Origin of the sequence: Streptomyces sp. NPDC088910, from assembly GCF_044749865.1 — a bacterium.
GTDB lineage: Bacteria > Actinomycetota > Actinomycetes > Streptomycetales > Streptomycetaceae > Actinacidiphila.
The window spans coordinates 38,911-63,183 of sequence record NZ_JBIVIV010000006.1 but is presented as its reverse complement, the minus strand read 5'-3'; the positions used below and the strand labels follow the sequence as shown (position 1 = coordinate 63,183).

Here is a 24,273-nt window from a genome sequence, read left to right as displayed (position 1 = left end):
CGTGACCACCGCGCCCGCGGGCGCCCCGCCGCGCGAGCGCCAGGAGCGCGGCACCCCGGCCCCCCGCCCCCGCATCGCGTTCCTCCCCACCGCCGCGCTCGTCCTCGGCGCGCTCTACTGCGTCGTGCCCACGCTCTGGATCCTGATCGCGGCCACCAAATCCCGCACCAAACTCTTCTCCACCGCCACCTACGTCCCCTCGCCCGACCTCGGACTGCTGCGCAACATCAGAGACTTGACGGACTATCAGCACGGCATCTTCTGGCGCTGGATGCTCAACAGCTTCTTCTACGCGGCGGTCGGCGGCCTGCTCGCCTCCTTCGTCTCCGCCGCCACCGGATACGCGCTGGCCAAATACGCCTTCCGCGGCCGTACCGCGCTGTTCAACACGATCCTCGCCGGAGTGCTGCTGCCGCAGATCGTGCTCGCCGTGCCGCAGTATCTGCTGCTGTCCAAGGCCGGCATGACGGACAGTCTGATCGGCGTGCTGCTGCCGCAGTTGTTCAACCCGTACGGCATCTACCTGTGCCGGATCTACGCCGCCGCCGCGGTGCCCGACTCGCTGCTTGAGGCCGGGCGGATCGACGGCGCGGGCGAGGCCCGGCTGTTCTTCTCCGTGGGGCTGCGGCTGATGGGCCCCGGCCTGGTCACGGTGTTCCTGCTCCAGTTCATCGCGATCTGGAACAACTTCCTGCTGCCGTACGTGATGCTCACCAGCGACGACAAATTCCCGCTCACCGTGGGTCTGTACAGCCTGCTGCGGCACGGCGCCGACGAGGCGTCGCTGTACTCGCTGGTGGTGACCGGCACGCTGCTGTCGGTCGTTCCCGTGATCGCGCTCTTCCTGTCGCTCCAGCGGTTCTGGCGAATCGATCTGGTGACGGGGGCGCTCAAGTAGGGTTCCTGGCTCGCGCCTGTGCCGGGTCCCCGCTCCTGTGCGGGCTTCATTTCTTGAAGCCCGCACAGGGGATTGACGGCGCCGCGCTATGAGGAGTTAATTCCCCTAGCCGTTCATGGGAGCGCTCCCACTCAGCGTCGCCCGGACAGCGCCCGCACTCCGTCCCGCCGTATCGAGGAGTCCACCCGCATGCCCGCACGCGTCCGCGCACGTACCGCCCGTACGCTCGTCACCGCCGCCACGGCCACCGCCTCGCTGGCCGCCGTCGCCGTCGCCCCGGCGCACGCGACGACCGGTCACGGCACGAACCCCGCCCCGCGCCCGCCCGCCGCGCTCTACACCCCGCCCGCCAACGCGGACGGGCACCGGCAGATCCTGGACCTGCTGCGGCACGGGCACTTCCGGGACGCGGCAGGGGTGTTGGCGATGACCCTGACCCCGCAGGCCGTCTGGTACGGCGACGGGACACCCGCCCAGGTGGAGAGCTCGGTCCACAAGACCGTCACCGACGCCGCCCGCCGCCACGCGCTGCCGGTGCTCGCGCTCTACAACATCCCCGGCCGCGACTGCGCCCAGTACTCGGCGGGCGGCGCCGCCAACACCGCCGAGTACGAGGCGTGGATCGACGCCGTCAAGCGCGGCATCGGGGCGCAGCCCGCCACGGTGATCCTCGAACCCGACTCGCTGGCGCTGCTCCCGTCCGACTGCGGCGCCGACGACGCGCAAGGCACCCTCACGGCCGCGCGCTACGACGAAATCCACTACGCCGTCGAGGCGTTGGAGCCGCAAGCGGGCACCAAGGTCTACCTGGACGCGGGCCACAGCGGCTGGCACAACGTCAACGACATCGTCCCCCGGCTGGTGGAGGCGGGCGTCGGCGACGCCACCGGCTTCTACCTGAACATCTCCAACTACCGCTCGGACAGCGAACTCGCCTGGTACGGCAAGCTCATCTCGTCCTGCCTCGCCTACGCGGCGGGCGGCGGCGACACCGCCGCCTGCCCCAACCAGTACTGGCCGGTCAACGACGCGCAGACCTGGCTGACCGCGAACGTGCACACCGCGCCGTCCGCCATGAAGCACTTCGTCACCGACACCAGCCGCAACGGCCAGGGCCCCTGGACCCCGCCGTCCGGCGTCTACACCGACGCGCAGGACTGGTGCAATCCCCCCGGCCGTGGCCTCGGGGCCAGGCCGACCCTGAACACCGGCGACCCGCTGGCCGACGCGAAGCTCTGGGTGAAGATCCCGGGCGAGTCCGACGGCCAGTGCACCCGCGGCACCGCGGGCCCGAACGACCCGGAACGCGGCTACGCGGACCCGGCGGCGGGCGCGTGGTTCACCCAGCAGGCGCTGGAACTGGTCCGCCGGGCCAACCCGCCGCTGCTGCCGCACTGATGCCGCCGGCCGCCTTCCCCGCCACCGCGCTCTCCCCGCTCGCGGCAGGGCGGGGAAGGCGGCCGTGCGCTTTCCCGTCCCCGCCGGTCCGACCCCCGACCGTCCGACCCCGGCCCACTCGCGCCCACCCGAGCCCCCGCTCCGCCGCCGCCCGCTCCCGTGGACCGGAAGGCGACCGTCCGCCGGTCGTGGCGTATGGGGCGCGAGTGACGCTTTCGCCGCCGTGGGCGCTGTGGGGAGTAGAGCCACGCACCGCCCACCGGGAGCGGTCGGCTCGCTGAGCGGAGGCGGTATGCACGGTCCGGCGCGCACACAGTACGGTCCGCCTCCCGGCCGCGCCCGCCGGTTCGCGGGTCCCACGGGCCCGGGCCCGGTACGCCCGCACCCGGAACGACGTACAGCCGAGCCGTCCCGCGCCGGACGGGGTCCGCGGTGACACCTGCCGGGGCCGCGACGCTGTACGAGACGGGACGGCAACCCCGGGGGTCCGGCCGCTCCGGGGGCATGGGCACGATGCGCGGTGCCGCGACGTACGAAGAGGACGCGGTGGTCAGGGCCGGTACGCGACGGCGCGCGGGGACGGACGGCGCGGAACTCGGCCGCGCGGTGACCCGCGCGAGAGCCGGGGACGAGGCCGCGTTCACCGTCGTCTACCGCGAGGTGCAGCCGATGCTGCTCGGCTACCTGCGCGGCCTGGTCGGCGACGACGCCGACGACATCGCCTCCGACACCTGGCACGACATCGTCCGCGACCTGCACGCCTTCCGCGGTGACGGCGCCGCCTTCCGCGGCTGGGCGGCCACCATCGCCAGGCACCGCGCCCTCGACCACGTACGCCGGCTCAAGTCCCGCCCCCGCACCACCGTCCTCGACCCCGCCGCGGCCGAGCCGGTCCCCGTGCCCGACTCCGCGGGCACCGCCCTCGACAATCTGTCCACCGCCCGCGCGCTCGCCCTGATCGCCGCGCTCCCGCGCGACCAGGCCGAGGCCGTCCTGCTCCGCGTCGTGATCGGCCTGAGCGCACCCGCGGCGGCCGACGTCCTCGGCAAACGCCCCGGCGCCGTACGCACCGCCGCCTACCGCGGCCTGCGCCGCCTCGCCCAACAGCTGGGCGCCGGAGCCCGCGAGCCGCGCGGCCGCGCGGTGGCGCCCGCGGAATCCGGCGGGGAGGTCGGCACTACGGACGCGGACGTCACGGACCCGGCCGGTACGGGCGCCGGAGGTAAGGACATCGCGCGTGGTGAAACCGCGCGCACGGACATCGCGTGTACGGACTCGGGCGGGCCGGCGGTCGTCGGACGCCGACGGGTCGCGGGCGCGGACGGGCCGGGGCGCGGCGGCGCCGACGAGGTGGTGGGTGACGATGCCGGGGAGGCGTGAGATGGACGACGGACGTGACGTGGGCACCTGGCCGGACCCGGTGACCGCCGAACGGCTGCTGAGCGTCGTCACCAAGGGCGAGTGCCCCGCCGAACCCGGCACCCTCCACGAGGTCGCCGACGCCCGGTTCTTCACACTGCTGCGGCTGCTGACGGCCGCGTCCGGGGACACCGAGGTCGACCCCGAGCGCGAACAGGCCGCGCTGGCCGCCTTCCGGGCCGCGCGCCGTACCGGCGGCGCCGACGAGGGACGGCGGTTGGTGGTGTCGGGGCGGTCCGCGAAGGCGCTGGCCGGGGGACTCGTCGCGGTCTTCGCGGTGAGCGGGGTGGCCGTGGCAGCCGGGACCGGCGTGCTGCCCGGACCCTTCCGCGGCGGCGCCTTCCACGCGGGTCCCCTCGCCGCCGGTGGCGCCGGCGGGACCGCCGACGGACCGGGCGCCGCCGTACCGCGCACGACCTCCCCGCCCGCGCCCGGCACCGACGCGCCCCGCGGCGCCTCGCCGTCCCCCACCGGGGACGACGGGGGACACCGGCACGGCGACCCGCGCGCCCCGCACCACCCCGGCCCGTACAAGCCGTCGGACAGGAACCACCAGGCCGTGCTCAAGGCGCTGTGCCGCGGCTATACGCAGGCCACCCGGCACGGCGGGCACGCCGATCCGTGGCTGGTCGCCCGGCTCCAGGGGGAGGCGGGCCGCAAGGAGCGGATCGCCGACTACTGCCGCCGGGTGCTCGCGCACGGGCAGTCCGCCCCGGCCGCCACGACCGACCCCGTCGACACCGACGGCTACACCTGGCCCACCGGGGGCGCGCCGACCGGGCCGGGCGCGTCCGCGCCGCCGTCGCCGGGCGCCACGGACCCCGGCCAGGACCCCGGCTCGGGCGCGGGGTCGAATTCCGGCTCGGAGCAGGGCTCCGGCGCGGGGTCGAATTCCGGCTCGGACGACTCCTCCGGGCAGGGAAAGAGTGACGAGAACGCGACACACGACCACGGGTCGACCGTGAGGTGACCTCCGGAGCGACGATCCGGCACAGTGGACGCCATGCTTACCGGGGTTCCCTCGCCGCACGATCCTCACGTGCGTCACATGCGCCAGATGTTCCTCGCGGTCGTCACCGGAAGCTTCATCTTCCTCATCCCCTGGATCGGCTACCTGCTGGCGAGCCTCCCGAGCCACCGGGTGGTCAGCCAGTGGCGCTTCGCCTGGGTCGGCTTCGACTGCGCGCTGATCCTCGCGATCGGCGTCACCGCGCTGTGCGCCTGGCGGCGGCTCCAGATCTTCATCCCGTGGGCGATCGTCACCGGCACCCTGCTGATCTGCGACGCCTGGTTCGACGTCGTCCTCGACTGGAACAGCGACGACAGGGTCGGCTCGCTGCTCACCGCCGGCCTCGCCGAACTGCCCATGGCCGCGTTGCTGTTGTACGTCGCCCGGAAGATGATCAGACTGACGATCATCATCGCCTGGCAGCGGGCGGGCCGCACCGACCCGGTGCCGCCGCTGTCCCGGCTGTCGCTGCTGATACTGACCGCGCACCAGGACCACGCCGCGCGCCGCGGTGACCACGAGGGAGACCGCCGATGACCACCGCACCGCGGGGCCGCGACGCGACGGACGCCGAGGTACGGGGCGCGGACGCGCCCGGTCTCGAAAGCCCCGGTTCCGAAAGCGCCGGTTCCGCGAGCCCCGGTTCCGCGAGCCCCGACTACGACGTCCTCGTGGTCGGCGGCACCGGCGTGGACACCATCGTGCGGGTCGACGACTTCGCCATCCCCGACAGCGACTCGGTCGGCGTCCCGCCGATCCGCGACTATGTCGCGCACACCGGCAACGGCGTCGCCCTCGGTTTCCACGCGCTCGGCCTGACCACCAAATTCATCGACTTCCTCGGCGACGACGCGCAGGGCCGGATGATCCTGGAGCGGTACGCGTCCGCCGGGCTCGACTTCAGCCATCTGCCCGCGCCCGCGGGCACCCCGCGCAGCGTCAACCTGGTCGACCGCGAAGGGCGGCGCTTCTCCTTCTACGACGGCCGCCACCCGGACGGCCTGCGGCTGCCGAGCGCCTTCTACCTGCCCCACCTGGAACGCGCCCGCCATGTGCACGTCTCCCGATCGCCCCTGGCCCAGGACGTGTTCGCCGATGCCGCCCGGCTGGGCCGCACCGTCTCCACCGACCTGCACGCCTGGGACGGCGAGGACCCCTCCGCCCACCCGTGGGCGTACGGCGCGGATCTCGTCTTCCTCAGCGCCGCCTCGGTGGGCGAGGGGATCGGCGCGGTGATGCTGCGGATCGTCCAGCGGGGCAGGGCCTCGCTGGTCGTCGCCACCGACGGCGCCGCGGGCTGCCACGTCCTGGCCCGCGGCGACGACCGGCCGCGGCACTTCCCCGCCGTCACCCCCGAACGCCCGGTCGTGGACAGCAACGGAGCCGGTGACGCCTTCCTCACCGCCTTCCTGCACGCCCGGTTCGCCGGGCGCGACCTGGCGGAGTGCGTGCTCGCCGGTTCCGTCTCCGGCGCCTACGCCTGCGGGAGCCACGGCACCCACGAGGAGATCATCGGCGCCGCCGACCTCGCCGCGGCCGTCGCCCGCGCGCGTGCCGCGGCCAACGGCGCGGTGGGGGCCGTCCTTTAGCCCGTGCCCGTACGGATCGACGTCCTCAGGTCGCCTCGATCCGCCGTACCGCCGTGTCCAGGGCCGCGTCCTGCGACGCGTAGACCTCGCACACCGGGTCGCCGCTCGGTGTGCGGGTGTGGTCGATCTCCCACAGGCTCACCTCGGTGCCGTCCAGCAGCAGGAACGCGTGCTCGTACAGCGACCACGACACATGGCGGCCCCGGATCAGGGCGCTGCGGCGGGTGACGATGCTGATGTCGTGCGCGATCGCGGCGCGCAGCCTGCCGCGGACGTCCTGGCCGGGCGCGTTGGCGTTGGTCGCGCGGCGCAGCAGCCGCCAGGCGTGCTCGGCGGAGTCGCCCTCGGTGTACGCGCGACGGAAGGCGTCGGGGGTGTCGGCGAGCAGCCCGGTCGCGGTCGCGGGCAACGTGTCCTCGTACGGCGACGCGGGCGCGTCCGGGGCGAGGTCGCGCGGTCCCGGGGAGCCGCCGAAGACCGCGTCGACCTCCCACTCGGCGAGCGTCAGGTCCTCGCGCTCGGTGAAGACGGCGCGGTGCACGGCGCCGTCGTCCGGCCCCGCGTTGTGTTCGAGCTCCCACACCACGCGGACGGCGCCGTCCGGCAGCAGGAAGCTGTGCCGGAAGGTGCGCCGGTTCAGCTTGCGCGGCGGGCCCTTGGTGTGACGGCACGACTGGAGGCCGCAGTAGTGCATCAGCGCGGTGCGCACCTCCGCGGCCAGGACGGGTTCCACCCGTTCCCCGTTCTCCGCACGGCGGAGTAACTGGTCGAACTGCTCCGCCGGCCGGCCACCCGACCGTACGGGCTCCGTTCCGTTCCTAGGCTCTGCGTCCATCCGGCCCTCCCGGCTCCGCCTCGCCAACCCCGCGGCGACTCAGGGTAGTAGCGCGGTAGCCGATTGCGCCCGCGAACGCGCAGATTTACGGCGCATGGTTGGCCCCCGCGCGCCCTCCGGCTGCGTGATCCGCCGTCAGTTCCCGTCGGCGGACGGGCCTTTCGCGGCGCACCACAGGAGCGCGCCGCGCAGGTGGGCGCGGAAGTCCGGGTCGGCGTAGGCCGTCGCGTCGTGGCCCAGCGCCGTGTAGAACGACCGGCCCGCACCCAGGCGACGGCACCACACCAGCGGATGGTCTGCGCCCATCGTGCCGCCGGTGTAGCCCCGCTCGTCCACCGAGGCCAGCACGCGTACGCCCGCGTCCGCGCCGGTGGCCCGGCCGGCATCGCGGGGACCGGCGCGGAAGTTGTACCACTCGTCGGTCCACGTCCAGCGCTCCGGCAGGTGCGCGGTCGCCGGGTGCGTACGGTCCTCGACGGTCACCTCGGCCCGCTGGATCTCCGGGTGCCCGTCGAAGCGGGCGCCGACCAGCTCTTCGTAGTACGGCCAGTGCTCCTCCGCGCAGGCGGCGGCGTGGACGCCGAGGAAACCGCCGCCGTCCGTGACGTAGGCCCGCAGGTGACGACGGGTCAGGTCGTCGAGGACGTCACCGGTGGGGGAGAGGAAGACGACGGCCGCGCAGCCGTCGAGCACGGCTGCCCCCAACTCCGCGCTGTCCTCGGTGTGGTGGACGCGCAGTCCGTGGTCCGCCGCGATCTCGGTGAGGGCGGCGGCCCCGGCCGGTATGGAGTCGTGCCGGTACCCGGCGGTGGCGCTGAAGACGAGGACGCGGTCGGGTCCGGGCATGCGGGCGGCTCTCTGCGGGCTGGGGCGGGCTGCGGGGTCAGTCGGAGGGGGAGTCGTGGTCGGTGCGGTCGGGGTGCTCGCGGGCCTGGCCCGGCCCGACGCCGTCACCCGTCGGGAACGGCGTACCGCAGCGGGCGCAGGCGCTGGCCGTCATGTCCTCGCGGAAGGCGCCGCATTCGTCGCAGACGCGGTTCAGCCAGCAGACGGGGTCGCCGCCCTCGGTGTGCTCACCGGACTCACGCACGTCGTCCCCACTCCCTGTCGCGTTCCGTTTCCCTGTCCTGGCCCACCCGTTCCGCCTGTTCCGCCCGATCCGTATGCTGCCCGGTCTCGCGCTCGCGCGCGTCCCAGCGGTTCATCGCGCGGCGCAGCGACCGGGATTCGGCGAAACCGAGGCGGGCCGCGCGCTGGGCGGAGCCGCCGCCCGCGTGCCGGGGATCGGCGGACCGTTCCCGGCGTACGGCGTCGAGTTCGGCGCGCCAGGTGGTGCCCGACTCGCCGAGACGGCGCTGGAGGGTGCGCGGGCTGACCGCGAGCCGCCGCGCCGCTTCGGCCAACGAGGGCCGTCCGTCAGGCAGTTGGGTGATGATCGCCTCGCGCAGACCGGGCACGGCGACGCCCTCGGTGTCCGCCCGGGGAACCCGTACGGTCCGCGCGGTACGCATCATGATCGCGGCGAGCGCCGGGTCCGCGGTGACCAACGGGCGTTCCAGATCGGCGCGGTGCAGCGTGATCGCGTCCGCCTCGGCGTCGAAGTCCACCGGCGCGTCGCCGAACGCCTCCCCGTAGCCGCCGTGTCCGCGTGGCCGCCGGTGGGTGAAGGAGACCCGCAGCGGGGTGAGGGCCGTCCCGGTGGCGTGGCGCAGTTGCGAGGTGACCACCGACAGGGCGAACTCCGCGACGACGCCCCGCAGTTCGTCGTCACCGCGCCGCACCGCGTACTCCACGCTCACCTCGTCGCCCGACTCCGTGCTGGTCAGCACCGAATTGCTGCTCACCAGATGGATGTACGAGGCGGCCCTGGCCAGGCCCTCGCCGACGGTGGGCGCGGTGCTCAACAGGTAGTCGAAGAGGTCGAGCAGTCCCGGCCGGTAGCCCGCGGCAGCCAGCAGCCCGGCGTCCGGCCGCTCCGTGCGGGCCAGCACCGCGCCCCAGAGGCGGTAGGTGTTCGCGGACGGCGTCCGCGCGGTCTCCGGCCCGTGCAGGACGTTCGGCAGTCCCGCCGCCCGTACGAGCTGCCGCGCCTGCGCGAGGCTCGGGGTGGCGGCGGTGGCGATGAAGCGCGGCACGACGACGCACTCCGTCAGCCGGTCGGGCTCCGTCAGCCGGTCGGGGGCGGCGGGCCCTGCCGGGCCGACGGACGGTGTCGCGGTGGGGGGCATGACCGGCTCCTCGGGCAGTCGGCTCGTCGGGTCGGGTCGGGTCGGGTCGGGAGGTGTGCGTGGTGCGTGGCGCATGGTTCATGCGAAGGGGTTCCGGCAGCTTACGCGGCATGTGGCGCGTTGGGTCCGGTGCGTGGCGCGTTATGCCCTCCCTTGGCACCTCCTGTCCGGGACATGATCGGGGGCACCGGTGCCCCTGGGCATCGTGGGTGTCCCGTGTCGGGGGAGGCGCGGGGGACAACGGGGGACGGCCGGTGCGGATGGGTCTCCATTCGCACCGGCGGCACCCCTTTCCGTGGCCCGGACCGGCTCGTCCCGCGCTCCCGGACCGGCTCGCTACGCCTCCGGGTCGAGCCAGTGGGCGCGGCCGATGCTGATGACGCGCATGCGCATCCGGGCGGCGTGGATGATGCGGTCGCGCGCCGCCGGGTCGTCCGCGGGGGCCTCCAGGAAGGCCGCGGCCGTCATCACCATGTGGTCGACGTACAGCTCGGCCAGTACGCGGAGGTCGTCGGCCGGCCAGCCCGCGGAGACGGGCTGCGCGGCGAGTCCCGCGGCCACCTCGTCGGCGAAACCGTTCAGCTCCGCGGCGATGGCCTCGCGGACCCGCGCCACGCCGCCGTGCCGCTCGCGGGCGATGAAGCGGACATGTGCGCGGTGCTCCGCCACGTACGCCGCGGTGAGCGCCACCGTCCGGTCGATGAGTTCCGCGGAATCGGCGCCCTCGGCCAGCACCGCCCGGATCACGGTGTGCAGGCTGCCCAGTGACTCGGCGACCAGGGCGACGCCGAGGTCGGCCATGTCGGGGAAGTGCCGGTAGAAGGCGGCGGGGGAGACGCCGATCTCCCGGGTCAGCTCGCGCAGGCCCAGGCTGCTGAGGTTCTGGTGCTCCAGCAGCCGCAGGCCCGCGTCCAGCAGCGACTGCCGGGTCTGCTGCTTCTGTGCCTGGCGGACCCCCGGAGTGTGACTCATGTCATTCAGTAAACAACCGTTCTCCGACTTTGGCCAGCACGGGCCGGCGCTACACTGATGAAGTCAGTGAACAAGTGTTATCTGAAACGTCAACTCCCCGGAGGTGGAGCAGACATGAGCCTCGTCGTCCTCCTGCTCGGCATGGGCGTCCTGATGGGCGCCGCCGCTCACACCACGCTGCCGGTCTTCCTCGTCGCCGCGGGCGCCATCGCCGTCTGGCTGTTCGGCTTCGCGGTCCGCGAGGGCATCGCCCGGCACCGCGGCTGAACCCACGCCGACGCGCCCCCCGCACTCCGCGTGCGGCACGGGCCCCTACCGGCCCGACACCCCGAACCACGACGACAGTTCCCGGAAGGAACACCGTGAACACCGCAGCCCACCCGGTCGCGACCGGCACACCGGCCGCGAACACCCGTGACGCCGACGGCATGGCCGTCGCGTCCTTCCTGCTCGGCCTCCCCGGCCTGCTCGTCCTCAACCTCGTGCTCGGCCCGGTCGCCATCGTGCTGGCTCTGGTCGCGATCAGCCGCGGCACCCAGCGCCGCGGGCGCGCGCTGCTCGGCTTCGCCCTCGGCGTCGCCGACCTGCTGGTCGTCCTGGCGCTGACGATCGCCCACCACGGCGTGATCTGGCAGTTCAGCTAGGAACTGCCGATCCGCCGAACCGTCGATCCGCCGAACAGAGCGGGCCCTCCCACAAGGGAAGGGCCCGCTCGGCGTTCGGGGGAGTCCGGTCCAGGACCCGGTTCGGGTCGCGGGCGCTAGCTCAGGTCGATGCCCGGGTAGAGGGGGAAGCCCGCGAGCAGGTCGGCGGCGCGCTTGGCGACCTGCTCCGCCACCGCCGCGTCCAGCACGTGCTTCGCCTTCGACAGGCCGCCGCTCTTCGCGGGCGCGGCCGTCGTACCGGACAGCACCGTGTCGATCAGGCCCGCGATCTCGTCCATCTCGACCGCGCCGAGCCCGCGCGTGGTGAGCGCCGGGGTGCCGATCCGGATGCCGGAGGTGTACCAGGCGCCGTTCGGGTCCTGCGGCACCGAATTGCGGTTGGTGACGATGCCCGCGTCCAGCAGCGCGGCCTCGGCCTGGCGGCCGGTCAGCCCGTAGCCGGAGACGTCGATCAGCACGAGGTGGTTGTCGGTGCCGCCCGTCACCAGCTTCGCGCCGCGGGTCAGCAGCCCCTCGGCGAGGGAGCGCGCGTTGTCGACGACGGCCTGCGCGTAGTCGGCGAACTCCGGCCGCGCCGCCTCCGCGAGCGCCACGGCCTTCGCCGCCATGACGTGCGGCAGCGGGCCGCCCAGCACCATCGGGCAGCCGCGGTCGACGTGCTCGGCCAGCGAGTCGTCGCACAGCACCATGCCGCCGCGCGGGCCGCGCAGCGACTTGTGCGTGGTCGTCGTGACGATGCTCGCGTGCGGCACCGGGTCGAAGTCGCCGGTCAGCACCTTGCCCGCGACCAGACCGGCGAAGTGCGCCATGTCCACCATGAGCGTCGCGCCGACCTCGTCCGCGATCTCCCGCATGAGACGGAAGTTCACCAGCCGGGGGTACGCCGAGTAGCCCGCCACGATGATCATCGGACGGAATTCGCGGGCGGTGGCCCGTACCGCGTCGTAATCCAGCAGACCGGTCGCCGGGTCGGTGCCGTAACTGCGCTGGTCGAACATCTTGCCCGAGATGTTCGGGCGGAAGCCGTGGGTCAGGTGGCCGCCCGCGTCCAGGGACATGCCGAGCATCCGCTGGTTGCCGAATTCGCGGCGCAGTTCCGCCCAGTCCCGCTCCGACAGGTCGTTGACCTGCCTGACGCCCGCCTTGGCCAGCGCCGGGCTCTCGACCCGCTGCGACAGCACCGCCCAGAAGGCCACCAGATTCGCGTCGATGCCCGAGTGCGGCTGTACGTAGGCGTGGTCGGCGCCGAACACGGTCCGCGCGTGCTCGGCGGCCAGCGACTCGACGGTGTCCACATTGCGGCAGCCCGCGTAGAAACGGCGGCCGACGGTCCCCTCGGCGTACTTGTCGCTGAACCAGTTGCCCATCGCCAGCAGCACGGCGGGCGACGCGTAGTTCTCGCTGGCGATCAGCTTCAGCATCTCGCGCTGGTCCGCCAGCTCGTTCGCGATGGCGTCCGCGACGCGCGGTTCGACCCCGTGGATCACGTCCAGCGCGCTGCGGAAGGCGGTTGAAGCGGTTGAGGCGGTCGAGGCGGTGCTGGCAGACGGCTCGGAAGCGGCCATGGGAGTCCTCCTGATCGGAACGGGACGGCCCAGGCGCACGGCACTTCATCGCTTCCAGCGCGGGCCGCTTCCCGATGGTTGAACCCATCCCAGCGCGCCAGTCACGGCCCGTCGCCGAGCGTACCAAGTCCCTCGGGGGCGCGTACCGCGCGTCGGCCTGGTGAGACGGTTCCGCACACCCCTGCCCGCCCGCGTGCCCGCCCGCCGGCGCCGGGGCCGCTCGCGCGGGGCGTCGAGAGGCGTCTGTTTGGATGGGGGCGAGGCTCCGGTGGCGGGGTCCGGAAGCCGTGGGGAGCAGCATGGATGCCGTCGGATCGCCCGTGAGGACCCGTGTGAGCGAAGGGGGCACGGGGGTGATCGAGCTGGACCGTCCGGGGGCGCTGAACGCGCTGGACCTGACGATGGTCCGGCTGATGACGCAGGCGCTGGAGGGATGGCGCGACGACGCGGCCGTACGGTCGGTCGTGGTGCGCAGCACGTCGCCCAAGGCGTTCTGCTCGGGCGGTGACATCAGGGCCGTACGGGCGGCGGCGCTCGCCGGGGACGATACGGCGGTGAAGACGTACTTCACGGCCGAGTACGGGCTCAACGCGATGATCGCGCGGTACCCGAAGCCGTACACGGCGCTGATCGACGGTTACGCGATGGGCGGCGGCCTCGGCATCTCGGTGCACGGGTCGGCGCGGGTCGTGACCGAGCGGGCGGCGCTCGCCATGCCGGAGACGGGGATCGGCTTCTTCCCCGACATCGGCGCCAGCTACTTCCTGCCCCGGCTGCGGGGCGCGGTCGGCTGGTATCTCGGGCTGACCGGAGTGCGCGTGTCGGGCGCGGCGGCCGTGGCGTGCGGTCTCGCCACGCATTACGTGCCCGCCGCCGAACTGCCCGCGCTGGAGGCGGCGCTGATCGGCGACGACGGCACGGACCCGGCGGGGGCGCCGTTGGCGCGGTACGTCGGCGCGCCGCCGTCGGAGCTGACGGACCACCTCGCCGCGATCGAACGCTGCTTCGCGGCCCCCGACCTCGGCGAGGTGTGGGCGCGGCTGGTGGCGGAGGACGAGGACCGCGCGTGGGCGGACGACACGCTGGAGGCGCTGCGCCGTGCGTCGCCCGCGAGCCTGGCGATCACCTTCGACCTGCTGGCGCGCGGCGCCCGCGCGGAGCTTGAGGAGTGCCTGGCGGACGAGCTGGCATGGGCGTGCGCGACGGCGTTCACCCCCGACTTCGCGGAGGGCGTGCGCGCGGCGCTGGTCGACAAGGACCGCAAGCCGACCTGGTCAGCGACCCTGTAGCTCATTATGTGAGATACGGGTGTCATGATGTGGACGAGGGGCGTAGCGTGACCGCTGAACTCGCCGTGCCGCGGCGGGAGCTGACGGCCCGAGGGCCGGGGAACGGAGTGCCGCGCCATGCCGAGGGAATGGGACGCCAAGACGTACGACTCGCTTCCCCTGCCGCACCTCGGCTGGGGACGGCGCACGCTCGGGCGGCTGCCGCTGGCCGGTGACGAGCGGGTGCTCGACGCGGGCTGCGGCACCGGCCGCGACACGGCGGGCCTGCTCGACCTCCTGCCGCGCGGCCGGGTGGTGGCCGTGGACGGCTCCGTCCGCATGCTGGAACAGCTCCGCGAACGCCTCGCCGGACGGCTGGACCGCGTCGAGGTCGTCCACGCCGACCTGACGCGACCGCTGCCGTTCGACGGCGAGGTGGATGCCGTCTTCAGCGTCGCCGCCTTCCACTGGATCGCCGACCACGCGGCGCTCTTCACCTCGCTCGCCGGACGGCTGCGCCCCGGCGGCCGACTGGTCAGCGAATGCGGCGGCCGGGGCAACATCGCGGCCGTCAACGCGGCCGTGGCCGACGTCCTGGGCGGCGCGCCCGACGTCTGGGACTTCGCCGGGGTCGAGGACACCCGGCGGCAGCTCGCCGACGCCGGGTTCACCGGCATCGAGGTCGGCCTCCGGCCGGACCCGGCCCGCTTCGAGCCCGGCGACCAACTGGAGTCCTACCTCGCCACCGTCGTCCTCGGCGCCCACCTCGACGGCATGGCCGACGACGACCGTGAGCCCTTCGTCAAGGCCGTCGCCGCCCGGCTCGCCGAACCGGTCGTGGACTACGTACGCCTGGAGATCGCGGCGACACGGGCGTGAGGGGCGGGGCCCGGCCGGGAGAGGCCACACAGGCCCTGTACGCCTGTTCCGCGCGTGTCTCCCGGCGGCCCCCCTGCCCCGGAGCCGGCGCCCCGCCACCCCCGGGCGGTACGGGACGCGGTCCGGTCGGGGGAGCCGTGAGGGGGCCGGAGCGGCACTCGCGCGCAGGGCGCTCGAAGTCGCTGAACCGGTTGAGCGGAGTAGCGTCATGGGGCACCATGGGAGTCCGTCACACAGGGTGCGGCGACGTTTCAGCGTTGTTAAGGTGTGTGCCGATCGCATCCGAGCACGGCCCGCGCGGGCCCTGGCACCTTGAGGCCGAGTGAGCCCTGTGAAGCGTCCCACCATCGCCGACATCGCCGACGCCGCGGGCGTGTCCAAGGGCGCGGTCTCGTACGCGCTGAACGGCAAGGCCGGGGTGTCGGCGCAGACCAGGGCCCGGATTCTGGAGATCGCCGCGCGGATGGGCTGGCATCCGAGCAGCGCCGCCCGCGCGCTGTCCAACAGCCGCAGCGGCGCGATCGGACTCGTCGTGGACCGGCCCGCGTGGGTGCTGGGCATCGAGCCGTTCTTCATGCAGCTCATCTCCGGCGTCGAGGCCGGTCTCGCCGCCACCGGCACGGCGCTGCTGCTCCAGGTCACCGAGGACGCGGACGCCGAGGAGGCCGCGTACCGCCGCTGGTGGGGGGAGCGCCGGGTGGACGGCGTGCTCCTGGTCGACCTGCGCGACGACGACCACCGGCTGGGCCTGCTCAGGGAGTTGGAGCTGCCGGGCGTGGTGGTCGGGCACGCGGCGGGCGTCCCCGGCGTCCCGTCGGTGTGGCTCAACGACGCGGAGGCCGTACGGGAGACGCTGGCGTATCTGGCCGCCATGGGGCACCGGAGGATCGCCCGCGTCGCGGGGCCCGCGCATTTCGTGCACACCCGCGAGCGCGGCGAGGCGTTCGACGCGGCGGCGGCCGAACTGGGCCTGACCGGCGTGAGCTGTGTGTACACCGACTACTCCGGCGAGGACGGCGCCCGCGCCACCCGCCGCCTGCTGTCCGGCGCCGACCGGCCGACCGCGATCGTGTACGACAACGACGTGATGGCGGTCGCCGCGCTGAGCGTGACGCAGGAGATGGGCATCCCGGTCCCGGCCGAACTGTCCCTGGTGGCCTGGGACGACAGCGAGTTGTGCCGTCTGGTGCACCCGGCGCTCACCGCCGTCAGCCGGCGCGTGCCCGCGTACGGCGAGCGGGCCGCCGCCGCGCTGCTCGCGCTGGTCGACGGCCAGGAAGTGGCCGACATCCTGCTGGAGGCGCCGGTCCTGGTGCCGCGCGGAAGCACGGCGCCCGCTGGGCGCTGAGCCCGCCCGCTGGGCGCCGAGGCCGCTCGCTGAGGCCGCCCGCTGAAGCCGCCCGCTGAAGCCGCCCGCTGAGGCTGAGCCCGCTCCCTGAGGCTGAGCCCGCCGGGGGAAAGAGGTGCGTCCCCGGAGCCCGCTCCCGCGCGCCGCCGCGCTTCTTCCCGCGGTCTGGACCAATGCCGCAGGTCACACCGGCCGCCCGCACGCAATCACCGCTGTTTCATTCTGTTACAGCGATTCAGCCCGTGTTCAATCCCTTGACGCCTATAGGGTGCGCGAGTTAAATCACGTCGCGATATAAGTCGTGAAACAAGTGATGAAACAAAGTGGGCGCCCCACGACTGCCCACTTCGTCATGTCAGGGCCATGCCATCTCAGCCGTAGAAAGGCAACCGGACCCATGAGCGCAGCAACCCGCCCCCACGCGGGCAGACGCCGCTTGCGGCGCACACTCGTCGGGATGCTCGCCGCCGCCGCGGCGGCCGTCACCCCCATGCTGGCCGTTCCGGCCACCGCGCACGCCGCGGGCGAGAGCGTGCAGGTCTATCTGACCACCACCTCCGACTCCGGCGGACGCAACGTCGTCAAGGGCCTCGAACAGCAGACGCCGCTCACCTTCGCGACCGGCACCGGCGGCTCGGGACAGAACGTCACCGTCGACGAGAAGACCACCTACCAGCAGTTCAGCGGCGGCGGCGCCTCCTTCACCGACACCGCGGCCTGGCTGATGAACTCCAGCGGCGCGCTGTCCGCCTCGACCCGCAACACCGTGATGCAGAAGCTGTTCGACCCGGTCAACGGGATCGGCCTCGGCTTCCTGCGCAATCCGATGGGCGCCTCCGACCTGGCCCGCGGCAACTACACGTATGACGACATGCCCGCGGGGCAGACTGACCCGACGCTCGCGCACTTCAGCATCGCCCATGACCTGGCCGACGTCGTGCCGCTCACCAAGCAGGCGCGTCAGCTCAACCCCAACGTCAAGGTGATGGGCACCCCCTGGACCCCGCCGCCGTGGATGAAGGACAACGGCGCTTACAGCCAGGGCTGGTTGCAGTCGCAGTACTACGCCGCGTACGCGCAGTACTTCGTCAAGTACCTCCAGGCGTACCAGGCGCAGGGTGTGCCGATCGACTACGTCACCGTGCAGAACGAGCCCACGTGTTGCGGCGGTTACCCGTCGGCGCAGTGGAACGGCGCGGGGCTGGCGTACTTCACCAAGACCAATCTGCTGCCCGCGCTGCACGCGGCCGGACTGTCCACCAAGGTCCTCGCGCTGGACTGGAACTGGGACACGTACGACAGCTACGCCGCCCCCACCGTCACCGACGCGGCCATCCGCAACGACCCCAACTTCGGCGGTCTGGCCTGGCACGGATACGGCGGTGACGTCAGCGAGCAGACCACCGTCCACAACCAGTACCCGAATCTGCCCGCCTTCGACACCGAGCACTCCGGTGGCACCTGGATCGCCAACCAGCAGAAGGAGGACATGCACAATCTGATCGACTACACCCGCAACTGGGGCCAGAGCTGGGTCAAATGGAGCCTGGCGGTCGACCAGAACATGGGTCCGCACAACGGCGGCTGCGGCACCTGCACCGGCCTGATCACCGTGCACAACGGCGACAGCCGCAGCGGGCAGGTCGACTACACGATCGAGTACTACACGATGGGCCACCTCACGAAATTCGTGAAGCCCGGCGCGTACCGGATCGCCTCCACCGCCAACACCAGCGTGCCGAACGTCGCCTGGCGCAACCCCGACGGGTCCAAGGCGCTCATCGCCTACAACGACACGTCGTCCGCGCAGACGATCCGGGCCAACTGGGGCAACGAGAACTTCTCCTACTCGCTGCCCGCCGGCGCCTCGGCCACCTTCACCTGGAACGGCACCCAGGGCACGGGCAACGGCGGCACCGGCCACACCGGCGCGATCACCGGCTACGGCGGCAAGTGCGCCGACGCCGCCAACGCCAGCAGCGCCAACGGCACCGCCGTGCAGCTCTACGACTGCAACGGCACCACCGCCCAGCAGTGGACCGCCTCCGGCACCACCTTCCAGGTGCTCGGCAAGTGCCTCGACCTGGCCAGCGGCGGCACCGCCAACGGCACCCAGGCGCAGCTCTACGACTGCAACGGCTCCGGCGCCCAGCAATGGACGCACGGCGCCAACAACACCCTGGTCAACCCGCAGTCGGGCAGATGCCTCGACGCCACGGGACCCAGCTCGGCCAACGGCACCCGGCTCCAGATCTGGGACTGCACCGGGGCCGCCAACCAGCAGTGGACCACGCCCGCCGCGTGACCCCTGCCACCACGGGCGGCCCAGGTGGCGCCCCGGTGATGTCCTGACCTCGACGTAGGCTGTCGGCAGCCACCATTCCCGCTGATCAACCGCCGATCAGCCGTCGCCGACGGAAGGCAGCCGCCGTGTTCGCTCTGCACGCCCAGTGGCGAGCGGACCGGCGGCTCGCCTTGTGGACGGAACACACACCGCCGCGCACGGCGGGCGGCACGAGCCCGCCCGCCGCCGGTGACGCACGGGCGGCGGAGCCTGCCGCTGGTAGTCGTCCCAGGACGGCGACGGGCAGGGACGCAGACGGTGGGAATCCGTCGAAGCGGCTCGTCGCCGGTGACGCACGGGCGGCGGAGCCCGCCCCAGGCAGACCTCCCAGGGCGGCGACGGGCCGGGACGCGGACGGGGAGACTCCGGCGGGCGCGCCCGCCACGCACCCCTTCGCCGTGCCCGCCGCCGAGGTCGTACGGCTGCTCTCGACGGGCGGCCCAGGACTGGGCTGGCTCGCGGGCCGCGCCGCGCGCGGGACCGCGGGCCTCGTGCTGCCCACCACCGCCGGGCGGCCCCGGCCGTCGCCCGAACTGCGGACACCGGCCGCTCCCGGCGACGGTCGCGGCGCGCTCGCGCCCTGGACCGTACCGGCCGTCCTGTTCACCCCCGGCCAGGCCGCCCAGCTCCTCGGCGAGCTGTCGCACGCCGACCTGCCCGAGCTGCCCTACGGCGCCTCCGTGCGGTGGCTGGTCGCCGCCCACGACCTGGCGTGGCGGCTGGTCGGCCGGGGCAGGCTGCTGCCCGAACTCGTCCGCGAGGACGGCGTCCCGCACGCCCGGTGGCGCCCGGCGCCCGACGCCGCGGGCCACCAGGAGCTGGCCCGGCTGACCGCGGCCGTCCCGCCGACGCTGACCCTGGGCGCGGCCGACGGCGTGCGGTCGGCGGCCGGACTCGTCACGGACGTCATGGCCGTGCTGGTGGACAGCGAGGCGCGGGCGGCGCTGGAGGACGCGGGGCCGCTGGTGAAGGGCGGGAAGGCGGCCGGAGCGGCCGAGGCGTGGGCGGCGGCGCTCGGCGCGGCGGACGGCCGGATGCGCGCGGCCGACCCGGTCGAGACGGCCCGGCTCGGGGAGCGGCTGGCCGCCTGGCACGCGTCGGCCGCCGCGGACGACCAGCCGCTGCGGCTCTGCTTCCGGCTGACGGAACCGCGCGGCGGCGACCTCGGCGCGGGCCCGGGCGACGGGGCGGAGGACGACGGCTGGAGTCTCGACTTCCTCGTCCAGGCCGTCGACGAGCCGTCGCTCACCGTCGAGGCCGCCGAGGTGTGGACGCGCGGCCCCGCGCAGGCCGCGCTGACGCGGTACGCCGACGACCCGCCGCAGACGGTGCTCGCCGCGCTGACCCGCGCCGCCCGCACGTATCAGGCGCTGCGCACCGCGCTGGCCGGTGAGCGCCCGTCCGGGCTGCGGCTCGACCGGGCCGGGGCGCTGGCCTTTCTGCGGGAGGCGGCCCCGGCGCTGACGGAGGCGGGGTTCGGGGTGCTGGTCCCGTCGTGGTGGCAGCGCAAGCCCGCGCTGGGCATGGCGCTGACCGTACGGGAGCCGCAGCCCGGCACCGTCGAGACGTCGAGCATCGCCGACCGGGACGCGATCGTGGCCTTCCGCTGGCGGGTGGCCCTCGGCGACCAGGCGCTGACCGACAAGGAACTCACCGCGCTCGCCGCCGCCCGGCAGCCGCTGGTACGCCTGCGCGGCCAGTGGACCGAGGTCGACCCGGAGCGGATCGCCGCCGTGCTGGCCTTCCTGGAACGCGCGGGCAGCGGCACCATGACCACGGGACAGGCCCTGCGGATCGCCCTCGACCCGACCGCGGCCGAGGCGGGGCTGCCCGTCACCGCGGTCACCGCCGACGACCCCGCGGACCGGCTCAGCGGCCTCGGCGCACTGCTGCGCGGCAGCGCGGAGCACCGCCCGGAACCGGTCGCCGTACCCGCCGACTTCACCGCGACCCTGCGTCCGTACCAGCAACGCGGCCTGGACTGGCTCGCGTTCCTGTCCCGGCTCGGCCTCGGCGCCGTGCTCGCCGACGACATGGGCCTGGGCAAGACCGCCCAGACCCTCGCGCTGCTCGCCGTGGAACGCGAGCGGGACGGCGAGCGGGAGGGTGACCGGGACCGCGAGCGGGAGGGTGACCGGAACCGCGACCGGGACGGCGACCCGGACCGGCGCGACCCGGACTGGCGCGACCAGGGCGCGTACGGCCCGACGCTCGTCGTCTGCCCGATGTCGCTGGTCGGCAACTGGCGGCGCGAGACCGCCGCCTTCGCACCCGAGCTGCGGGTGTACGTGCACCACGGCGCGGGGCGGCTGACCGGTACGGAACTGGCCGCGGCGGTAAGAGGCGCCGACCTGGTGATCACCACTTACGGGCTGGTGCAGCGCGACCACGAGGCGCTGGCCGCCGTCACCTGGCGGCGGCTGGTCGTGGACGAGGCGCAGAGCGTCAAGAACAGTGCCACGCACCAGTACCGGGCGCTGCGCGCCCTGCCCGCCCGGCACCGGATCGCCCTCACCGGCACCCCCGTCGAGAACCGACTCGCCGAACTGCACGCGCTGCTCGACCTGGTGAACCCCGGCCTGTTCGGCACGGCGGGCGCCTTCAAGGAGCGGTACGCGATCCCCGTCGAACGCGACGGCGACGCGGCCGTGGCGGCCGAACTGCGCCGCCGCACCGGGCCGTTCGTGCTGCGGCGGCTCAAGTCCGATCCGGCCATCGCCCGCGAACTGCCCGCGAAGCAGCACATCAAGGTGGTGTGCAATCTGACCGCGGAGCAGGCCGCGCTCTACCGCGCGGTCGTCGCCGACATGCTCGCGCGCATGGACGAGACCCGCGGACTGCGCCGCCGCGCCCACGTACTGGCCGCCCTCGGCAAGCTGAAGCAGGTCTGCAACCACCCCGCCCACTTCCTCGGCGACGGCTCGTCTCTGGACGGCCGTTCCGGCAAACTCGCCCGTCTGGAGGAAACGCTGGAGACCGCGCTCGCCGCGGGCGACAAGACGCTGTGCTTCACCCAATACGCGGCCTTCGGCGCCCTGTTGCGCCCGCACCTGGCCAGGCGGCTCGGCACCGAGGTGCTGTTCCTGCACGGCGGCGACCCGGCGCGGGCCCGCGAGGACATGGTGGCCCGCTTCCAGGAGACGGACGGCCCCGCCGTCTTCCTGCTCTCCCTCAAGGCGGGCGGCACCGGCCTCAACCTCACCGCGGCCAGCCAGGTCGTGCACATCGACCGCTGGTGGAATCCGGCCGTCGAGGACCAGGCCACCGACCGCGCCTTCCGGATCGGCCAGCCCCGCGACGTCCAGGTGCGCACCTTCGTCTGCGCGGGCACCGTCGAGGAGCGCGTCGACGCGATGATCGAGGCCAAGCGCACCCTCGCGGACGCCGCCGTCGGCGCCGTCGGCGCGGGCGACACCGCGGCGGCGAACTGGCTCGCGGAGCTGACCACGGCCGAACTGCGCGACGCCCTGCGGCTGTCGGAGGAAGAGGCGGTGAGCGAGTGACACGTCTCGGCGGTCGGTGCGAGTGCGGCGGCGCGGCGGACGCCGTGGGCCCTGGTGGGGGTACGGGCGCGGCGGGGACCGTAGCGGGGGTGAGCGGATGACCGGGGCGGGAAGCGGCGGCCGTACGTGGGCCGCACGGCTGGACGCCCGGCTCGCGGGGCTCGGGTACGCGCGCGGCCCGGCGTCGGGGCGCGTCACAGGACTCGCGGTGGAGCCGGGGCTGGCCACCGCCCGGGTACGGGACGGCGCGCCGACGCCGTGGACGGTGCGGATCGAACTGCCGGTGCTGACCGACGCCGAGTGGCGACGGGTCGAGCGGGCCCTCGTCGCCGACTCCGACGCGCGTGAGCAACTCCTGGACGGCGAGCTGCCGCCGGACGCCGACGCCCTCTTCGCCAGGGCCGGGCTGCCGCTGCTCCCGGCCGGGGACGGCGAGCCGGTCCTGGAATGCGACTGCCCGGACTGGGCGCTGCCCTGCGCCCACCTCACCGCCGTACTCGCCGCGCTCGGCGCCGCCATCGACGACGAACCGTTCCTGCTCACCACCTGGCGCGGCCGGGACCGCCGCGCCGTCCTGGACGCCGTACGCAACGGCCCGCCGCCCGTACCCCTCGACGACGACCCGGCCCCGGACGACGGCTTCTGGGAGTGCGGCGACCTCCCCGACCGCCGCGCCGCCGCCCCGGCACCGGCCGTCGCCGAACTGGGCCGTCCGGCGGTCAGCGTCCGCGGCCGGACCCTCACCGACACCCTCGCGCCCGCCTACGAGGCGTTCCTGACCTGGTGACCGCGCCCCGGTCGGCGCTCCGGTGGGCGGTCCGAGCCGACCCGCTGAGCGCGCGCCCCGGCGACCGGTCCGACGACCGCCGCGGCGCCATGGCGGGGACCCGCCGGTGACCTCGGCTTCCGCGCCGTCCGCCGCGCCCATGCGCGGCACTCTCCGGAGCTAATCCCGCGGCGGTGGAGAGTCACCCGACCGGGGACATGGCGACAGTCACGGTCTGCGCGCCGTTCACCGTACGCGGGCAGACTCCAGGCGTGGCCGGACCCCCAAGGCAGCCGGGAAAAGGGGCCCTTGACGGACCCTCGCCGTCACGGCACGCGGGTCCGACGATTGACCCGGGTGGCCCTGTGCCGGTACGACGCCGCCCCGGAAGGCACCTAGTCTGGACAAACCGTCCCACTTCCCGCACTGCTACGCGCACCGTCCCCCGGCGGCCCCGGCCGTCGTACCGCATGCGACGAGGAGTCACCGTGTCCATCGCCCGTGACGAGGGTGCGCTCTGGCAGCGCAATTCGGTGCGGTCCGCCGCCATGCTGCTGCCGGTGGCCGCGGTCGCGGCGCTCGCCGTCAGCAAGTGGCCGATGATCGGCGACAGCGCCGGGCGGCTGGGCCAGGCGGACGCCGAGTGGATGGCCGTCGCGGTCTTCGCCGCGTGCATGACGTGGGTCTGCTCGGCCGTCGCCCAGCAGGGCGCGGTCGTCATGTCGCTGCCGCCCGGCCGGCTGCTGGCCGCGCAGTTCGCGGCCTCGGCGGCCAACCACGTCCTGCCCGCGGGTGTCGGCGGCAACGCCGTCAATCTGCGCTTCCTGGTGCGGCACGGCATGACGCCGACACGGTCGCTCGCGGCGCTCGCCGTCCGCGCCTCGGCCGCCGCCATTGGCCGGGTGACGCTGCTGCTCGTCCTGCTCGCGCTCTTCCCCGACGCTCTGCAAGTGCACCGGCTGGCCCCCGACGGATTCGTGCTGCCCGCCGACCCCATGGTGATCGGCGCGGTCGCGCTGGTGCTGGTCGTGCTGGCGTTCGTGGCCTCGCGGTACGCGGGCCGCGCGCGCGACCGGGCCCGCTGCTTCCTGGCGTCGGTGGCCGACGACGTACGGACCCTGCACCGCGACCGGGCGCGCGTGGCGTGCCTGTGGGGCGGCTCGCTGGCCTTCCCCGCCATGCACGCGTCGGTGGTCGTCGCCGTGGTCAAGGCGGTCCACGCCCCGGTGCCGGTCAGCGGCATCCTGGTGGCGTACTTCTTCGCGAGCACCGCGGCGGGCTGGCTGCCGACCCCGGCGGGGCTCGGCTCGCTGGACGCGGCGCTCGCCCTCGCGCTGGTCACGGCCGGGGCCTCCGCCGTCGCCGCGACCTCCGCCGTGCTCGGCTATCGCCTGGTCACCACCTGGCTGCCGCTCATCCCCGGCGTCGTCGTGCTCGCCGTGCTCGTCAAGCGCCGCGAACTTTAAGGTACGTACCTTTGCCGGAAGCCTTGACTCCCCTCAGTCCCGCCATTTAAATCACGTCCTGAACTAAGACGTAAGGGAAGTCTCCCAGGGTGCCCCGCACCTCACTGTCTGTCAGGAGCAT

20 protein-coding genes, 1 pseudogene and 1 riboswitch are annotated in these 24,273 nt (G+C 73.8%); of the genes and pseudogenes, 15 read left to right on the top strand and 6 right to left on the bottom strand.

Annotated elements, in window-relative coordinates; translation table 11 throughout:
- The first annotated feature begins 1 nt into the window (after position 1).
- The 6 genes and pseudogenes from ACIP4Z_RS15680 to ACIP4Z_RS15655 all read left to right on the top strand — a co-directional run bounded on the left by ACIP4Z_RS15680 (position 2) and on the right by ACIP4Z_RS15655 (position 6,313).
- Entirely contained in the window at positions 2–898 is an 897-nt protein-coding gene (locus tag ACIP4Z_RS15680) for a carbohydrate ABC transporter permease (RefSeq protein WP_401308899.1), read from the top strand.
- A 189-nt stretch (positions 899–1,087) separates the two neighbouring features.
- The gene (locus tag ACIP4Z_RS15675; RefSeq protein ID WP_401308273.1) at positions 1,088–2,296 is read left to right on the top strand and encodes a glycoside hydrolase family 6 protein; all 1,209 of its coding nucleotides are present in this window, start codon (positions 1,088–1,090) and stop codon (positions 2,294–2,296) included.
- A 513-nt stretch (positions 2,297–2,809) separates the two neighbouring features.
- Positions 2,810–3,412, top strand: a pseudogene (locus ACIP4Z_RS15670) (RNA polymerase sigma factor); the annotation flags it as partial.
- Between the two features lie 265 nt (positions 3,413–3,677).
- Positions 3,678–4,685: a hypothetical protein gene (locus ACIP4Z_RS15665; RefSeq protein WP_401308270.1), complete on the top strand. Its 1,008-nt coding sequence runs from the start codon at positions 3,678–3,680 to the stop codon at positions 4,683–4,685.
- A 69-nt stretch (positions 4,686–4,754) separates the two neighbouring features.
- Positions 4,755–5,261 (top strand): hypothetical protein, encoded by a 507-nt coding sequence (locus ACIP4Z_RS15660; protein ID WP_355346790.1) that lies wholly within the window; start codon positions 4,755–4,757, stop codon positions 5,259–5,261.
- On the top strand, positions 5,258–6,313 hold the full coding sequence (locus ACIP4Z_RS15655; protein WP_401308267.1) for a carbohydrate kinase family protein: 1,056 nt from the start codon (positions 5,258–5,260) through the stop codon (positions 6,311–6,313). The genes ACIP4Z_RS15660 and ACIP4Z_RS15655 overlap by 4 nt, the downstream gene beginning before the upstream one ends.
- A 25-nt stretch (positions 6,314–6,338) precedes the next feature.
- Here the strand turns inward: ACIP4Z_RS15655 and ACIP4Z_RS15650 are convergent, their stop codons facing one another.
- From ACIP4Z_RS15650 to ACIP4Z_RS15630, 5 genes are all read right to left on the bottom strand, one after another.
- Complete coding sequence (locus tag ACIP4Z_RS15650) at positions 6,339–7,148, bottom strand: DUF6227 family protein (protein WP_391163211.1); 810 nt, start codon at positions 7,146–7,148, stop codon at positions 6,339–6,341.
- A 135-nt stretch (positions 7,149–7,283) separates the two neighbouring features.
- Positions 7,284–7,994, bottom strand: coding sequence for a ThuA domain-containing protein (locus ACIP4Z_RS15645; RefSeq protein WP_401308264.1), 711 nt, complete (start codon positions 7,992–7,994; stop codon positions 7,284–7,286).
- Positions 7,995–8,031: 37 nt separating this feature from the next.
- Positions 8,032–8,238 carry a hypothetical protein gene (locus ACIP4Z_RS15640; protein WP_401308261.1) on the bottom strand — a complete coding sequence of 69 codons (207 nt, stop codon included), beginning with the start codon at positions 8,236–8,238 and terminating at the stop codon, positions 8,032–8,034.
- Positions 8,231–9,376 carry an AraC family transcriptional regulator ligand-binding domain-containing protein gene (locus ACIP4Z_RS15635; protein WP_401308258.1) on the bottom strand — a complete coding sequence of 382 codons (1,146 nt, stop codon included), beginning with the start codon at positions 9,374–9,376 and terminating at the stop codon, positions 8,231–8,233. Before ACIP4Z_RS15635 ends, ACIP4Z_RS15640 begins: the two co-directional genes overlap by 8 nt.
- Before the next feature lie 336 nt (positions 9,377–9,712).
- Positions 9,713–10,348 (bottom strand): TetR family transcriptional regulator, encoded by a 636-nt coding sequence (locus ACIP4Z_RS15630; protein WP_355346773.1) that lies wholly within the window; start codon positions 10,346–10,348, stop codon positions 9,713–9,715.
- A gap of 114 nt (positions 10,349–10,462) precedes the next feature.
- Here ACIP4Z_RS15630 and ACIP4Z_RS15625 point away from each other — a divergent pair, with 114 nt between their 5' ends.
- On the top strand, positions 10,463–10,615 hold the full coding sequence (locus tag ACIP4Z_RS15625; RefSeq protein WP_355346770.1) for a hypothetical protein: 153 nt from the start codon (positions 10,463–10,465) through the stop codon (positions 10,613–10,615).
- Positions 10,616–10,776: 161 nt separating this feature from the next.
- Positions 10,777–10,992, top strand: a complete 216-nt coding sequence (locus ACIP4Z_RS15620; protein WP_355346831.1) for a DUF4190 domain-containing protein — start codon at positions 10,777–10,779, stop codon at positions 10,990–10,992.
- A 116-nt stretch (positions 10,993–11,108) separates the two neighbouring features.
- Here the strand turns inward: ACIP4Z_RS15620 and ACIP4Z_RS15615 are convergent, their stop codons facing one another.
- A complete protein-coding gene (locus ACIP4Z_RS15615) occupies positions 11,109–12,578 on the bottom strand; it encodes a glycine hydroxymethyltransferase (RefSeq protein ID WP_401308254.1) in 1,470 nt (489 codons plus the stop codon).
- A gap of 20 nt (positions 12,579–12,598) precedes the next feature.
- Positions 12,599–12,693: riboswitch (ZMP/ZTP riboswitch) on the bottom strand.
- Positions 12,694–12,910: 217 nt separating this feature from the next.
- Here ACIP4Z_RS15615 and ACIP4Z_RS15610 point away from each other — a divergent pair.
- The 7 genes from ACIP4Z_RS15610 (at position 12,911) to ACIP4Z_RS15580 (ending at position 24,152) form a co-directional block, all read left to right on the top strand.
- Positions 12,911–13,867 (top strand): enoyl-CoA hydratase/isomerase family protein, encoded by a 957-nt coding sequence (locus ACIP4Z_RS15610; protein WP_401308251.1) that lies wholly within the window; start codon positions 12,911–12,913, stop codon positions 13,865–13,867.
- A 117-nt stretch (positions 13,868–13,984) separates the two neighbouring features.
- Complete coding sequence (locus ACIP4Z_RS15605) at positions 13,985–14,725, top strand: methyltransferase domain-containing protein (protein ID WP_391045759.1); 741 nt, start codon at positions 13,985–13,987, stop codon at positions 14,723–14,725.
- Between the two features lie 331 nt (positions 14,726–15,056).
- Positions 15,057–16,073, top strand: a complete 1,017-nt coding sequence (locus ACIP4Z_RS15600) for a LacI family DNA-binding transcriptional regulator (RefSeq protein ID WP_401308247.1) — start codon at positions 15,057–15,059, stop codon at positions 16,071–16,073.
- Between the two features lie 397 nt (positions 16,074–16,470).
- Positions 16,471–18,378, top strand: coding sequence for a ricin-type beta-trefoil lectin domain protein (locus ACIP4Z_RS15595; protein WP_391163216.1), 1,908 nt, complete (start codon positions 16,471–16,473; stop codon positions 18,376–18,378).
- Positions 18,379–18,815: 437 nt separating this feature from the next.
- Positions 18,816–21,920: a DEAD/DEAH box helicase gene (locus tag ACIP4Z_RS15590; protein WP_401308244.1), complete on the top strand. Its 3,105-nt coding sequence runs from the start codon at positions 18,816–18,818 to the stop codon at positions 21,918–21,920.
- A 97-nt stretch (positions 21,921–22,017) separates the two neighbouring features.
- Complete coding sequence (locus ACIP4Z_RS15585; protein ID WP_401308241.1) at positions 22,018–22,707, top strand: hypothetical protein; 690 nt, start codon at positions 22,018–22,020, stop codon at positions 22,705–22,707.
- Between the two features lie 467 nt (positions 22,708–23,174).
- The gene (locus tag ACIP4Z_RS15580; RefSeq protein ID WP_401308238.1) at positions 23,175–24,152 is read left to right on the top strand and encodes a lysylphosphatidylglycerol synthase domain-containing protein; all 978 of its coding nucleotides are present in this window, start codon (positions 23,175–23,177) and stop codon (positions 24,150–24,152) included.
- Positions 24,153–24,273 lie beyond the last annotated feature (121 nt).